At 70.2% G+C, this 13,670-nt stretch carries 13 protein-coding genes; 7 read left to right on the top strand and 6 right to left on the bottom strand.

Going from position 1 to position 13,670, the window contains the following annotated elements; genetic code table 11:
- Positions 1-33: 33 nt before the first annotated feature.
- Together KALB_RS07580 and KALB_RS07575 are read right to left on the bottom strand one after the other, a co-directional pair.
- The gene (locus KALB_RS07580; RefSeq protein ID WP_025355122.1) at positions 34-840 is read right to left on the bottom strand and encodes an Fpg/Nei family DNA glycosylase; all 807 of its coding nucleotides are present in this window, start codon (positions 838-840) and stop codon (positions 34-36) included.
- The gene (locus KALB_RS07575; protein ID WP_025355121.1) at positions 840-1,313 is read right to left on the bottom strand and encodes a ribose-5-phosphate isomerase; all 474 of its coding nucleotides are present in this window, start codon (positions 1,311-1,313) and stop codon (positions 840-842) included. The genes KALB_RS07580 and KALB_RS07575 overlap by 1 nt, the downstream gene beginning before the upstream one ends.
- Before the next feature lie 79 nt (positions 1,314-1,392).
- Between KALB_RS07575 and KALB_RS07570 the strand changes: the two genes are divergently transcribed.
- The 5 genes from KALB_RS07570 (at position 1,393) to KALB_RS07550 (ending at position 6,225) form a co-directional block, all read left to right on the top strand.
- Positions 1,393-2,142 (top strand): 2-phosphosulfolactate phosphatase, encoded by a 750-nt coding sequence (locus KALB_RS07570; RefSeq protein WP_025355120.1) that lies wholly within the window; start codon positions 1,393-1,395, stop codon positions 2,140-2,142.
- Complete coding sequence (locus tag KALB_RS07565; RefSeq protein ID WP_025355119.1) at positions 2,139-2,963, top strand: MBL fold metallo-hydrolase; 825 nt, start codon at positions 2,139-2,141, stop codon at positions 2,961-2,963. Before KALB_RS07570 ends, KALB_RS07565 begins: the two co-directional genes overlap by 4 nt.
- A 925-nt stretch (positions 2,964-3,888) precedes the next feature.
- Complete coding sequence (locus tag KALB_RS07560; RefSeq protein ID WP_063750722.1) at positions 3,889-4,494, top strand: ferric reductase-like transmembrane domain-containing protein; 606 nt, start codon at positions 3,889-3,891, stop codon at positions 4,492-4,494.
- A 151-nt stretch (positions 4,495-4,645) separates the two neighbouring features.
- Positions 4,646-4,876, top strand: coding sequence for a ferredoxin (locus KALB_RS07555; protein ID WP_025355117.1), 231 nt, complete (start codon positions 4,646-4,648; stop codon positions 4,874-4,876).
- Positions 4,877-4,881: 5 nt separating this feature from the next.
- Entirely contained in the window at positions 4,882-6,225 is a 1,344-nt protein-coding gene (locus tag KALB_RS07550) for an NAD(P)/FAD-dependent oxidoreductase (protein ID WP_081789836.1), read from the top strand.
- 54 nt (positions 6,226-6,279) lie between these two features.
- Here KALB_RS07550 and KALB_RS07545 read toward each other — a convergent pair whose 3' ends face one another.
- Complete coding sequence (locus tag KALB_RS07545; protein ID WP_025355115.1) at positions 6,280-7,710, bottom strand: aldehyde dehydrogenase family protein; 1,431 nt, start codon at positions 7,708-7,710, stop codon at positions 6,280-6,282.
- 118 nt (positions 7,711-7,828) lie between these two features.
- The gene (locus tag KALB_RS07540; protein WP_025355114.1) at positions 7,829-8,458 is read right to left on the bottom strand and encodes a mycothiol-dependent nitroreductase Rv2466c family protein; all 630 of its coding nucleotides are present in this window, start codon (positions 8,456-8,458) and stop codon (positions 7,829-7,831) included.
- 195 nt (positions 8,459-8,653) lie between these two features.
- On the opposite strand from KALB_RS07540, the gene pepN reads away from it, so the two are divergent.
- A complete protein-coding gene (gene pepN, locus KALB_RS07535; protein ID WP_025355113.1) occupies positions 8,654-11,203 on the top strand; it encodes an aminopeptidase N in 2,550 nt (849 codons plus the stop codon).
- 142 nt (positions 11,204-11,345) lie between these two features.
- On the top strand, positions 11,346-11,567 hold the full coding sequence (locus KALB_RS07530) for a DUF397 domain-containing protein (RefSeq protein WP_042221817.1): 222 nt from the start codon (positions 11,346-11,348) through the stop codon (positions 11,565-11,567).
- Here KALB_RS07530 and KALB_RS07525 read toward each other — a convergent pair.
- Both KALB_RS07525 and KALB_RS07520 read right to left on the bottom strand, forming a co-directional pair.
- Positions 11,564-12,475 carry a phosphorylase family protein gene (locus KALB_RS07525; protein ID WP_025355111.1) on the bottom strand — a complete coding sequence of 304 codons (912 nt, stop codon included), beginning with the start codon at positions 12,473-12,475 and terminating at the stop codon, positions 11,564-11,566. The two genes, KALB_RS07530 and KALB_RS07525, sit on opposite strands and share 4 nt — an antisense overlap.
- Before the next feature lie 188 nt (positions 12,476-12,663).
- Entirely contained in the window at positions 12,664-13,509 is an 846-nt protein-coding gene (locus KALB_RS07520; RefSeq protein ID WP_051912997.1) for a helix-turn-helix domain-containing protein, read from the bottom strand.
- Positions 13,510-13,670: the final 161 nt, after the last annotated feature.

Raw genomic sequence — 13,670 nt, 5'->3', positions numbered from 1 at the left:
CGGGGCCCGCGCTGAGCGCGGGCCCCGTTCTCGTCATTCCGGCTGGCAGTTCGGGCACCAGTACAGATTGCGCCCCGCCAGTTCCCTCGTCGCGACGGGCTTGCCGCAGACCAGGCATTCCTGGCCCGTCCTGCGGTACACGTAGACCTCGCCGCCATGCCGGTCCTGCCTCGGCGCACGCCCGGTGGCCTCCGGCATGTGCTCCGGCGCCACCGTGTCGATCCGGCCGACCCGCACCCCGTCGCGCATCAGGTGGACCAGGTCCGCCCAGATCAGCTCCCACTGCTCGCGGCCGAGTTCGCGGCCGGGCAGCATCGGGGTGATGCCGTGGCGGAACAGCACCTCGGCCCGGTAGACGTTGCCGACCCCGGCGAGCACGGTCTGGTCCAGCAGCAGCACCGCGATCGAGGTGCGGGACCGGGAGATCCGCGCCCAAGCCCGATCCGGGTCCGCGTCCTTGCGCAGCGGATCGGGCCCCAGTCGCGCGAACAGCCGGTCCACACCCTCGTCGGTGAGCAACTCGCAGGCGGTTGGTCCGCGCAGGTCCGTTCCGGTTGTGCGCCCGACCAACCTCATGCGCACCTGCCCGGTGGGCGCAGGCTCGGGAAGTGCGAACTCGGTGAACGTGCCGTACAACCCGAGGTGCACATGCACAGTCGCGTCCGGACCGTAGCGGTGCAACAGGTGCTTGCCGACCGCTTCGGCACGCTCGAGTACGCGGCCGTCCACGGTGGACGCACCGCCGAACCGGCCCTGTGGGCTGGACACGTGCGCCACCGCGCCCGCATACCTGCGCTGGTGCAACCGGGCAAGCCGGTGCAGCGTGTGGCCTTCGGGCATCAGGCGGTCGGCAGCTCCGGCGCGACCCCGGTGCGCTCGTACTCGGCGAGGATGCCGATCCGGCGCTCGTGCCGCTGCACACCGGAGAACGGCGTCGCCAGGAACGCCTCGACGATCGCGGTCGCCTCCTCGGTGCTGTGCATGCGGGCACCGACCCCCACGACCTGGGCGTTGTTATGCTCGCGGGCCAGCGTGGCGGTCTGCACACTCCAGGCCAGCGCGGCGCGGGCGCCGGGCACCTTGTTCGCCGCGATCTGCTCGCCGTTGCCGGAGCCGCCGATCACCACGCCCAGGCTGCCCTCGTCGGCGACCACCTTGGCGGCGGTCGCGATGCAGAACGCCGGGTAGTCGTCCTCCGGGTCGAAGGTGGCCGGGCCGACGTCCACGACGTCGTGGCCCTGACCGCTCAGGTGCTTGGCCAGGTGGGCCTTGAGCTCAAAGCCGGCGTGGTCGGAACCGAGGTAAACGCGCACGGTGCGCAGTCTGCCACCCCGGTGCGCGCGGAGTTCAAATCAGCTGCCCCTGGCTGAGGCGTACGGCACACTCGGCACGGTGCTCGACGACGTGTTCGCACAGGACGATTACCGGCTGCGACTGGAATGGGCGGCTGAGGGCATCGACGCCCTGGCCCCGCGGTGCGCCGTGCTGGTGGTCGTGGACGTGCTCTCGTTCACCACATCGGTGGACGTCGCACTGGGACGGGGCGGCCGGGTGCTGCCCGTGCCCTCGCGTGACGAGCAGGCCCTCGCTGCCGCCAAGCAGCGGGGCGCGGTCCTCGCCGGGGAGCGGAGCTGGACGTTGCGCCCGGCGTCCCTGCTCGACCTGCCCGCGGGCACGCTGCTCGCCCTGCCCTCACCCAACGGCGCGAGGTTGTGTGCACGTGCACAATCCACCGGCGCGACCGTGCTCGCCGCGTGCCTCCGCAACGCCGCGGCCGTCGCCGGGTTCGCGCACCACGCCGCCGCGGGCGCTCCGATCGGCCTCGTCCCCGCGGGTGAGCGCTGGGGTGTCACCGCGGGACCGCTGCGCCCCGGTGTCGAAGACCTGCTCGGTGCCGGAGCCGTGGCCGCGGCGCTGCTCGAACTCGACCCCGCTGGCGCCTCGCCGGAGGTCCGGCTGGCGGCCCGCACCTTCCTGTCGGCCCGCGCGGACCTGCCTGATCTGCTGGCCGCGTGCTCGTCGGGACGCGAACTCGCCGCTGCGGGACACGGCGCCGACGTGGACCTGGCGTCCATGCTTGGGTGCAGTGCAGCCGTGCCCGTGCTGCGCGAAGGCGTGTTCCAGGACGAGGGGGTCGGGTGAGCGAGCGGTGGATCGAAGTGGCCGATCGAGTGCTTGTGCGTCGGCACAAGGAGCTGGATCTGTCGCTGGGCCTCGTACTGGGTGAGGACGCCTGCCTGGTTGTCGACACGGGCGGCGATGTTGTGCACGGGACCAATTGGGCCACCGAGGTCCGCGCCGTGACCGCACTGCCCTGGCAGGTGGTCATCACGCATGCGCACTTCGACCACAGCTTCGGCACCGCGGCGTTCCTGCCGTGCCCGGTGTGGGCGCACGAGGCCTGCCGTGCCGAGTTGGTCGCCGAGGGCGCGCAGCAGCGTTCGCACTGGGCGCAGGTCTACCGCGAGCAGGGCAGGCCCGAGGTGGCCGCCCGCATCACCGGCACGGACCTCGTCCTGCCCGAGCAGTTGGTCACCGACCGGGCCGAGCTCGACCTGGGCGGGCGGACCGCCGTGCTCGTCAACCTCGGTGTGGCGCACACCAGCCACGACCTCGTTGTGCACGTGCCCAACGCGGACGTGCTCTTCGCCGGGGATCTCGTCGAGCACGGCGCACCGCCCGCCTTCGAGGGGTCCTCCCCCGCGACCTGGCCCGCGGTGCTCACCCGACTGCTGGAGCTGGTCGGATCACGCACCGTTGTCGTCCCCGGCCACGGAGAGCCGGTCAACGCCGGGTTCGTGACCCGGCAGCGCGGGCAGATCGCCGCCGTCGCCGAGCTGGCGACCGCCGTTCAGGCCGGTGACCTGCCCGAACAGGAGGCAGTGCACCGGTCGCCGTTCCCCGCCGAAGCCACCCTGGCGGCCATCAAGGCGTTGACTACACGTAACCGTTCCGGCGAGTAACAGGCCTGTTCACCCAAGGCATTGCCCCGAACAGTCGATAGCCACAGGCGCCAGGCACGACAAACTGTTACTCAACGGCTATCGGATCGGGACCGCACCGCCACCAGCGAGGCGCCCCCCGGCACCACCGGGCCGCGCTGACAACTCGCCGTCACCGAGCTGACGGACCGCGTGTCAGCTCGTTCAGCCCAGCATGGGATCGGCGTCGGGGCCGGCGTGGTGGAGACCACGCGAAGAGCGAGGACTGCTGGTGAACCGACGAGAAGGCATCGTCGTAGTAGGGGCTGGAGCGGCGGGCACACGAGCCGCGGAACGGTTGCGTGAGCTCAGGTCCGAGGGCGAGGTGGTGATGGTCGGCAACGAACCGCACCGCCAATACCGAGATGCGCCTACCACCGGGCCGGGCGAGGAGCGAAACGGTGTTCAGCGGTCCGTCTGCGACCGGCGCCGACCACCGGGGACGGTGACACCGCCCGCGCACCGGCTCGCTGTTGAGCTTTGTGAGTGCCCACCACTCACCTTTGTACACAGAAAAGCGTTTCCGAGTTCGACGCGAGTTGACCGAGGACACACCGGGCAAGCAGGAGAAGCCATGTCCGCGCCACAGACGCGCCGCAGCCCCGTTCTCGCAGGGATTTCCTGTGGTGGCACGGGATAGCTGTTCCCGGCACGTGCACAGCAGGTTGCGTCCTCGTGAGAACCGTTGACCAGGAGCAACCAAGTGAAGTGAGATTACTCCGTTCGGCGGTGCGGATTACTCCCGTCGAGGTCTGGAGTAGCTCGTTCACAACGACACACTGTTTAACCATGACCAACACTTAGTGATAACCGGGGCTTCGACCCGGAGAGTGGACGCGACCATGTGGGCCACCCCACTGCACCGTTCGGAGCAACCCGACGATCATCGCCGTCCGGGAGGCGTCTCGTGCTGACGCAGTTCTTGCTGGCTACGTCAACAGTCCATTCCCCGCATGACTCAGGAGTGCGACAGGTCGCCGCCCTGTCAGCGCGTCTGGCCTATGCGCTGATGTGCCTCACGCTTGTCTGGGGAGTTTTCACCGCCACGGGTTGGGTGACAAAACTGACCGGCCGCCAGGCTGTGCGGAGCACGCACATGATGATGGCGACCTTCACGCTCGCTTTCGGCGGCCTGCACGCCGCGTGCTTTCTCTTCCTCACTGATTCGGACGAGATATTCGATTGGACCAACCTCACCATTCCTCTGGTCAACGGCGGCCAGTTCCGGTGGTCGTTGGGGATCCTCGGTCTCGAGTTGATGCTGGCGATCACGATCTCGGTCGGGCTCCAGAAGTACTTCGTGTACCGGAGGTGGTTGCGACTGCACCAATCGGCGTACGCCGCTGTCGGGATGACGATCATCCACTCCTGGTTCGGCGCGGTGGCCAACGACCACCTCGCCATCGTGTGGCTGGGCGGGCTGACCTTGCTGGTTCCCACGGCCGTGCTCGCCGTACTGCGCTGGGTGCCGACCAAGACCCTGGTCGGTGCCGGGCTGATCAGCGGCGGATAGCCGCGACGGTCGTCGGCCCGCCCGAACCCCCTGGGCGCGGCCGCACCCCGAACTCCCCCTGCACGACCGCCACGACCGCAGGACCCGCGGCGCCCGCCACGACCGGCCGCCGCCTCCCGCCCCGCCACCTCGAGAAAGGACAGCTGACCCGATGAGTCCTCGTCGCGCTCTGCACGGCAGCTCCCTGACCATCAGCGTGAACAACGGCCGCTGCCACCTCTACGGCGTCTGCCAGTACGAGGCCCCCAGCCTGTTCGAGCTGACCGAAGACGAGCGGCTCCGGTACGTCACCGAGGTGATCCCGGAGTACGCCGACCAGGCCAAGGCGGCGGCCATGTGCTGCCCGATGCGCGCGATCCAGCTGTCCGGGGAGCAACTGTGAGCCGGATGGACAGGATCGTCATCGTCGGGGCCGGGCTGGCGGCGCTGCGCGCGGCGGAGCGGCTGCGGGAGCTCAAGTTCGACGGGGAACTGGTGATCATCGGCGACGAGCCGCACAAGCCCTACCACCGGCCGGCCCTGTCCAAGCAGCTGATCACCGGCAAGCTCACCGCCAAGGACCTGTTGTTCCCCGCGTACCAGGAGCTGGACGCGATCTGGCGGACGAGGACCAGGGCGCAGCGGCTGGACCCGGGCAGGCACGTGGTGCACCTGCCCGGCGGGGAGGACCTGCGCTACGACGGCCTGGTCATCGCCACCGGGGTGGAGGCGAGGCACCTGGCGGGGGCCCCGCGCCACGACCCGAGGGTGCACACGCTGCGCACGCTGGACGACGCGATGGCGATCAAGGCCAACCTGACCAGGACCAAGGGCAGGGTGGTGGTGGTCGGCACCGGGTTCACCGGCTGCGAGATGGCCTCCAGCTGCCGGGACATGAACCGCGACGTCACGATCATCGGCCGGTCCAAGACCCTGTTCGGCAAGGCGCTCGGCCCGGAGCTGGGCGCCGCGATCGGCGACCTGCACCGCAGGCACGGCGTGGACCTGGCGCTGGGCGTGGACATCAGGCACTGGGCGACCGGCCCCGAGGGCGTGGCCATCGTGCTGTCCAGCGAGCGCCTGCTGACGGCCTCCTGCGTGGTGCTCGCGGTGGGCACCATGCCGACCGTGGACTGGTTGACCGGCTCGGGCCTGGTGCTGGAGGACGGCGTGCTCTGCGAGCCGACCTGCCACGTGGTGGGCGCCACCGACATGGTGGCCGCCGGTGACGTGGCCCGCTGGCCCAACCTGCGCTTCGACGGGGTGCCCAGACGGGTGGAGCACTGGCTCAACGCGATCGAGATGGGCCGTGCCGCCGCCGAGAGCCTGCTCGCGGGCAAGGCCAGGGCCAAGCCCTTCACCCCGCTGCCCCGGTTCTGGTCCGAGCAGCACCACGTGCGCATCCAGGCCGCGGGCATCCCCGCCATCGGCCAGCAGACGATGTACCTGAGCACCCGTCCCAACGGGGCCGACCGCTCCATCACCGGCTACATCCGCGCGGGCAAACCGGTGGGCATCGTCGGGCTGAACCAGCCCAGGACGATGATCCACCTGACCAGGCAGCTGGACCAGAAGCTGCGCCCGATGGTGCCCTCCGAGCGCGTGCGCACCTCGCGCAGGGCCGCGGCGCAGACCCCTGCGGAGCGGAGCAGGACCGAGGCCACCAGCGGGAGCAAGCCCGGCGGCAAGATCGACGTGAACGAGTTGTCCGCCCGGATCAAGGCGCCTGCTTCGCTGAAGAACGGCAGGTGAGTCAGCAGATGTGAGGAGTCCTCCGATACTGGGAGGGCTCCTCACGGTGCTGCGCTAACGCTGGATTGCCTTCAGTTCGCAGAACTCCTCGACCCCGAACCTGCCGAACTCGCGCCCGTTGCCGGACTGTCGGTAACCGCCGAAGGGCGCCAGCACGTTGAACGCGGCGCCGTTGAGGTCGACCTGACCGGTGCGCAGCCGACGGGCCACCGCCAGCGCGCGGTCCTCGTCGGCGGAGAAGACGCCACCGGCCAGCCCGTAGATCGTCGCGTTGGCGATCTCCACCGCCTCGTCCTCGGTCTCGTACGGCAGCACGCTCAGCACCGGGCCGAAGATCTCCTCGTTGGCGATGGTCATGTCCTGGCGCACGCCGCCGAAGACGGTGGGCCGGACGTAGTAGCCCAGGTCCAGGCCGTCCACCGGCTCGGGACCGCCGCACGCGAGCCGCGCGCCCTGCTCGATCCCCGCGCGGATGTGGGCCAGCACCCGCTCGCGCTGGGTGGCCGAGACCAGGGGGCCGAGCCGGGTCGCCGGGGACGTCGGGTCGCCGGGCACGTACTTCTCCGCGGCGGCAGCCGCCAGCGCGACCGCCTCCTCGTGCCGCGAGGAGGGCACGAGCAGCCTGGTCCACGCGCTGCACGCCTGGCCGTTGTTCATGAAGCTGTTGCCCACGGTGAGCTTCACCGCCTTGGCCAGGTCGGCGTCGGCCAGCACCACGTGCGCGGACTTGCCGCCCAGTTCCAGGGACACGCGCTTGACCGTCGCAGCGGCCAGCGCGGACACCCGCCGACCGGCCCGCGTCGACCCGGTGAAGGAGACCATGTCCACCTTCGGGTGACTGGCCAGCACCTCGCCCACCACCGGCCCGGTGCCGTGCACCAGGTTGACCACGCCGCTGGGCACACCGGCCGCGGCGAGGACCTCGGTGAGCACACCGGCGTTGAGCGGCGCCACCTCGCTGGGCTTGAGCACCACGGTGCAGCCCGCGACCAGCGCGGGCGCGAGCTTGGCGATGATCTGCTGCACCGGGAAGTTCCACGGCGTGATCGCGGCGACCACACCGATCGGCTCCCGCACGACCAGCGAGTTGCCCACCTGCTGGTCGGCGAGCACACCGTCGGCGACGGCGCGCACGACACCGGTGGCGATCGCGATCGGATTGGGCACCTGCACACGGCTCGCGAAGGTGATCGGCGTGCCCACCTCGGCGGTGATGGTGGCGGCGAGTTCCTCGGCCCGGGCCTTGAGCCCGTCCGCGATGCGCCCCACCACCTCGGCCCTGAGCTCGACCGGCGTCGCGGCCCACGCCGGGAACGCCGCGGCGGCGGCCTCGACGGCGGCGTCCGCCTCCGCCGCGGTTCCCGCGGGGATCGTGGCGATGACCTGCTCGGTGGCCGGGTTGACCACCTCGATCCGCTCGCCGGTGCCCACGACGCGATCTCCGGCGATGAAGTGCTCGGTGCTGGTCAGTACCGGTGCCGCCACGATGTCCTCCACAGCGCTGTGACAGACGGGCCTACGCGAACGCCGTGAAGTGTCACACAGCGCTGCGCGCAGCTCGTTGTGCACGTGCACAACGAGCTGCGCGCAGCGCCGACCTGGCTCAGGAGAAGTCGGGGTCCTCGGTGCGGGTCCGCTTGAGCTCGAAGAAGTGCGGGTAGCCCGCGAGCAGCCGGGCACCGTCGAAGATGCGCCCCGCGTCCTCACCGCGCGGGATCTTGGACAGCACCGGACCGAAGAACGCCACGCCGTTGACGTGGATCACCGGGGTGCCCACGTCCATGCCCACCGGGTCCATGCCCGCGTGGTGGCTGGTCTTGAGCTCCTCGTCGTACTCGGTGCTCTTCGCGGCCTCGGCCAACTCGGCGGGCAGCCCGACCTCGGCCAGCGCCTGCTCGATGACCTCGGCGTAGTCCTTGTTGTTCTCGTCGTGCAGCCTGGTGCCCAGCGCCGTGTAGAGCGGGGCGAGCACCTTCTCCCCGTGGTGGCGGGCGGCGGCGATGGCCACCCGGACCGGACCCCAGCCCTTCTCCAGCAGCTCGCGGTACTGCTCGGGCAGGTCCCGCCCGGAGTTGAGCACCGACAGACTCATCACGTGGAAGTGCAGGTCGAGGTCGCGGACCTTGTCCACCTCGAGGATCCACCGGGAGGTGATCCACGCCCACGGGCAGATCGGGTCGAACCAGAAGTCGACCTTGACCTTCTCACCTGCCGCGGAATCCACTGCGCTCATCCTGAAACCCCCATCCGTGCAACCGTGCCGACCCGGCCTGTCCGGGCCCCACCTCCCTGCCAACCACGGCGGGCCGCTGACTCTTCCCGAGGCGGCGTTTCCGGCCAATCCTCACGGCGCCGGGTTGCGGACACGTGATTGGATGCCACGGTTGCCCCTGCCCACAGACCATCGACCCACAGACGAGGTGACCCAGTGGCCGCGCCGAACCTCACCCGCGACCAGGCCCAGCAGCGCGCGGCGCTCCTGGAAGTGCAGTCCTACGACATCGCACTGGACCTGACCGGCGACGGACCGACCTTCGGTTCGACGACCACGGTGCGCTTCCGCAGCCGCACAACAGGCGCGTCGACGTGGATCGACCTGGTGGCCGCGGAGGTCAGCTCCGCCGTGCTCAACGGCGTCGAGCTGGACGTCTCCGGCTACCGCGAGGACGACGGGATCCAGCTCGACGGACTCGCCGAGAACAACGAGCTGGTGGTGCGGGCCCGTTGCCACTACATGAACACCGGCGAGGGCCTGCACCGCTTCGTCGACCCGGTGGACAAGGGCGTGTACCTGTACACGCAGTTCGAGACGGCCGACGCGAAGCGCATGTTCACCTGCTTCGACCAGCCCGACCTCAAGGCCGTCTACGACGTCACGGTGACCGCCCCCAAGGAGTGGAAGGTCATCTCCAACGCGCCGGCCGCCTCCGTGCGGGAGCTCGGCCCGGACAGCAGCGAGCACGTCTTCGAGACGACCAAGCTGCTGTCCACCTACCTGATCGCGCTGGTGGCCGGCCCGTACGCGGAGTGGCGTGACGAGTACTCCGACGCCGAGGGCACCATCCCGCTGGGCATCTACTGCCGGTCCTCCCTGGCCGAGCACATGGACGCCGAGCGGCTGTTCACCGAGACCAAGCAGGGCTTCGACTTCTACCACCGCGCCTTCGGCGTCCGGTACCCCTTCGGCAAGTACGACCAGGCGTTCGTGCCGGAGTTCAACGCCGGTGCCATGGAGAACGCGGGCTGCGTCACCTTCCTGGAGGACTTCGTCTTCCGCAGCAGGGTCACCCGCTACCTGTACGAGCGGCGCTGCGAGACCCTGCTGCACGAGATGGCCCACATGTGGTTCGGCGACCTGGTCACCATGCGCTGGTGGGACGACCTGTGGCTGAACGAGTCCTTCGCGACCTGGGCCAGCGTGCTGGCCGAGGCCGAGGCCACCGAGTACACCCACGCCTGGACCACCTTCGCCAACATCGAGAAGTCCTGGGCCTACCGGCAGGACCAGCTGCCCTCCACGCACCCGGTCGCCGCCGACATCCCCGACCTGCAGGCCGTGGAGGTCAACTTCGACGGCATCACCTACGCCAAGGGCGCCAGCGTGCTCAAGCAGCTGGTCGCCTACGTGGGCCTGGACAACTTCCTCGCCGGCCTGCGGGTGTACTTCTCCAAGCACGCCTGGGGCAACGCCACCCTGGCCGACCTGCTCGGCGCGCTGGAGGAGGCCTCCGGCCGCGACCTGTCCTGGTGGTCGGCGCAGTGGCTGGAGACCACCGGGCTGAACCTGCTGCGGCCGAAGTTCACCGTGGCCGAGGACGGCACGTTCAGCTCGTTCGCGGTGCTCCAGGGCCCCGCTCGCCCCGGCAACGGCGAACTGCGCACGCACCGGCTGGCGGTCGGCGTGTACGACGAGGACCCGGCCACCGGCAAGCTCGTGCGCACCCACCGCGTGGAGCTGGACGTGGCGGGCGAGCGCACCGAGGTACCCGAGCTGGTCGGCGTGGCGCGCGGCAAGCTGGTGCTGGTCAACGACGACGACCTGACCTACTGCACGATGCGGCTGGACAACGACTCGCTGGCCACGCTGGTCGACCGCATCTCCGACATCACCGAGCCGCTGCCCAGGACGCTGTGCTGGTCGGCCGCGTGGGAGATGACCCGAGAGGCGGAGCTCAAGGCCCGCGACTTCGTCACGCTCGTGCTCGGCGGCATCCCGCACGAGACCGAGGTCGGCGTGGTGCAGCGGCTGCTGCTCCAGGTCCAGACCGCGCTGTCCTCCTACGCGGACCCGGAGTGGGCCGTGCAGGGCTGGCAGCGCTTCAGCACGACCGTGCTCGAGCTGGCCCGCCAGGCCGAGGCCGGGTCGGACCACCAGTTGGCCTTCGTCAACGCGCTGGCCACCTCCGTGCTGCACGAGGAGGCGCTGGCCGCGGTGGCCGGCTGGCTGAACGGTTCGGCCCCGCTGCCGGGCCTGGTCGTGGACACCGACCTGCGCTGGCGCCTGCTGCAAGCGCTGGCCGCGCACGGTGCCGCGGGCGAGCCGGAGATCACCGCCGAGCTGGACGCCGACGCCACCGCGACCGGGCAGCGGCACGCGGAGCGGGCCAGGGCCCTGGTGCCCTCCGAGGAGGCCAAGGCCGAGGCCTGGCGTCGCGCGGTGCACGACGACGACCTGCCCAACGCGGTCAACGAGGCGATCATCTACGGCTTCGCGCACCCGAACCAGAAGCCGCTGCTCGCCTCGTTCGCACAGCGGTACTTCGAGGACGTGGCCGGGGTCTGGGAGCGGCGCTCCAGTGAGCGCGCGCAGCCGACCGTGGTCGGGCTGTTCCCCGCGTGGGCGGTCAGCCCGAGCACCGTGGAAGCCGCCGACCGCTGGCTGGGCGAGGAGCGCCCGCCCGCGCTGCGCAGGCTCGTCACCGAGGGGCGCGCGGGCATCGTGCGCGCGCTGGCGGCCCGCGAGTTCGACCAGTCCTGACATCCCACTCCCTGCCGCCGACAGCGGGATGACTGTCCTGCTGTCGGCGGTAGTGAGGGCCGCACCGTGCAATTACCCTGGGTTCTCATCATCTAGCAGTGCGGATGCAGCACGTCGGGGTGCTGGCTGGAGGGATGTGTCCATGGCGGAGCGCGGCGGGATTCCGGATTCCGAGGTGACCCCCGCAGAGTTCGTGTGGCACAGAAGCAGCATCAGCCAGGACACCGGCGCGGAGTGCCTGGAGATGGCCCGCACGTCCGAGGGCGTGCTGGTCCGCGACTCGAAGAACCAGGCGGGCTCCACGCTCCGGTTCTCCCCTCGGGCGTGGGCCTCGTTCCTGGCTGACTGCGGTACGGCCGACTAGAGCCGGATCGGCGTGCACTTGCCCAGCAGGGACCGCACGTAGGCAGCGGCGGCCAGCGCGGCGTACCGGCGCCAGGCGTGGTCGCGGTGGGTGTCCCCGTAGTCGCTGATCCCGCGGACGACGAACCACTCCAGGCCGTTGAGCGTGCTGCTGCTGCCGATGCCCGAGCCCTCCATCTCCACGGCGAGGAACCCGTACCGCTTGGCGAGTTCGTCGCGCACGGCCACGTCGCGCAGTGAGCGGTCGGCGCTGCCGATCGAGCCGTAGTGCACCTTCGGGAAGCCCTCGCGGTGCCCGCTGCGGCTGCGGCTCGGGTGGCGCAGCCGGGCTCCGCTGGAGTCCAGCAGGATGTCGCTGCGTGTCGGCGGACGTGAGTACTTCGCGAGTTCGGGGCGGACCGAGAGGTCGAGCAGGTTCTCCCAGGGACGCCGGTCCCCGACCAGCTCGTCGGCCTGCAACATGTCCGCGCAGCGCACGAGCCGCGGCGAGGGCAGCGAGAAGGCCCGCCGCAGCTCGGTGTCACCGCCCACGACGCGCACGTGGTCGTAGTCCACGACACCCCTGGTCGCGACCACGATGTCCCCGCGGCGCACGTGCTGTTCGTGCCGGACCGGGTTGGGGATGCCCGCGGCGATCCCCACCATGATCGTCAGCTCCACGGTGGGGAAGCTGCGCGCCAGGTTGGCGCACCCGTTGGCGGCCGCGCTGTTGGCCGTGGATCCGAGCAGGGTGAGCACCACGTTGTGCCGACGGCCGCAGTCCCAACTGGGCAGCGCGCCCAACACGTAGGTGGCCGGGTCCTCGGCCACCCGCAGCTCGACAACCGAGTCGAGGAACGCTCGCATCGCGGCGAACTCCTCGGGTGTCGCTGTCAGCAGCCCCACGGTGGGCTGCCACTGCGGGTCCATGCCGGAGGTGTGTGACTGCTCCGGAATGCGGCTGCGAACTGAACCAGAGTGGGCGAAGCGCCCACCCTGGATCTGCCCTATGGTTGACATCGCGGGCGCCCTTCCATGCTCTGTGCTGTCCACACGTGGGGGTGGTGGGTTCGTCCGTTCCGGGCGGTACCCGTTGCAGCGGGTGCCGCCCCTTGCCGTCAGTGCGAGGCTTCCCGATCCAGCGACTCGATCAGCGGGTCGAGCGCCGCGCCCAGCTCGGCGGCCGGTCGCGCGGCCTCCTGCAGGACGTCGAAGCTCTCCAGGTACCTGCTGGTGATCTCGGCGTCGTCGCGGATCAGCGCCCAGTTGTGCGGGTCCTCCAGGTTCACCACGTGCTCGTCCTCGTCCTCGGGGAACTCGAAGATCGTGAACGAGGCCTTCATCGCGGGCAGCACGCCGCTGCTGAAGGGCAGGACCTGGATGCTGATCCTCGGGTGCTCGCCCAACTCCTTGAGCCGCCGCAACTGGTCACGCATCACCGCGGGGCCACCGACCCTGCGGTGGATCGCGTTCTCGTCGAGCACGACGAGGATCTGCGGGCAGCGGTCGCTGGTGAGCAGTTCCTGCCGCCGGAGGCGGACCTTGATGCCCATCTCGGCGGTCGCCGGTTCGACGCCGTAGGCCGTGATCACCGCACGGGCGTAGTCCGGGGTCTGCAGCAGGCCGGGCACGACCAGGGACTGGAACTGGCGGATGCACGAGGAGGAGTCCTCGTAGGCGAGCAGGTTGAGGAACTGCTGGCCGAACACGGTTCTGTAGCTGTCCCACCACGCCTCCTCCTTGGCCCTGGTGACGGCGAGCAGGGTGTCCGCGCGCTCGTCGTTGATGCCGTAGTAGTGCAGCAGCGCCATGACGTCGGAGGTGGACACCGCGACCGCGCCGGTCTCGATGCGGATCACCTTCGACGTCGACCAGCCCAGTGCGGTGGCGACGTCCTTCTGCGTGCGCCCCGCCTCGTCGCGGGCCCGACGCAGTTCGGCTCGCAGCCGCCGCTGCTGAACCACAGGGGTACCACCCTGTGCCATCACGCCTACCTCTCCGTGCCTGGTGTCGCAGCGCGAGGTGCCGCCGCGCCACATAGCTCCCATGCTAGCTAGCAGTGTGACTGGTGTCACGAGGAAAGGTGGCACAGTACCAGCTAGCACCTGCGTCCGAACGGGTGCGG

The sequence above is a fragment of the Kutzneria viridogrisea DSM 43870 genome (assembly GCF_000525635.1).
GTDB lineage: Bacteria > Actinomycetota > Actinomycetes > Mycobacteriales > Pseudonocardiaceae > Kutzneria > Kutzneria viridogrisea.
The sequence above is the reverse complement of the archived record's forward strand: the minus strand, read 5'-3'. Positions and strand labels throughout refer to the sequence as shown.

What these genes read in the sequence shown, in the direction of transcription:
- KALB_RS07525 (WP_025355111.1), bottom strand. Translation starts at nt 12,475, where the DNA reads ATGGACCCGCAGTGGCAGCCCACCGTGGGGCTGCTGACAGCGACACCC.
- KALB_RS07555 (WP_025355117.1), top strand. Translation starts at nt 4,646, where the DNA reads ATGAGTCCTCGTCGCGCTCTGCACGGCAGCTCCCTGACCATCAGCGTG.
- KALB_RS07580 (WP_025355122.1), bottom strand. Translation starts at nt 840, where the DNA reads ATGCCCGAAGGCCACACGCTGCACCGGCTTGCCCGGTTGCACCAGCGC.
- KALB_RS07530 (WP_042221817.1), top strand. Translation starts at nt 11,346, where the DNA reads ATGGCGGAGCGCGGCGGGATTCCGGATTCCGAGGTGACCCCCGCAGAG.
- KALB_RS07540 (WP_025355114.1), bottom strand. Translation starts at nt 8,458, where the DNA reads ATGAGCGCAGTGGATTCCGCGGCAGGTGAGAAGGTCAAGGTCGACTTC.
- KALB_RS07550 (WP_081789836.1), top strand. Translation starts at nt 4,882, where the DNA reads ATGGACAGGATCGTCATCGTCGGGGCCGGGCTGGCGGCGCTGCGCGCG.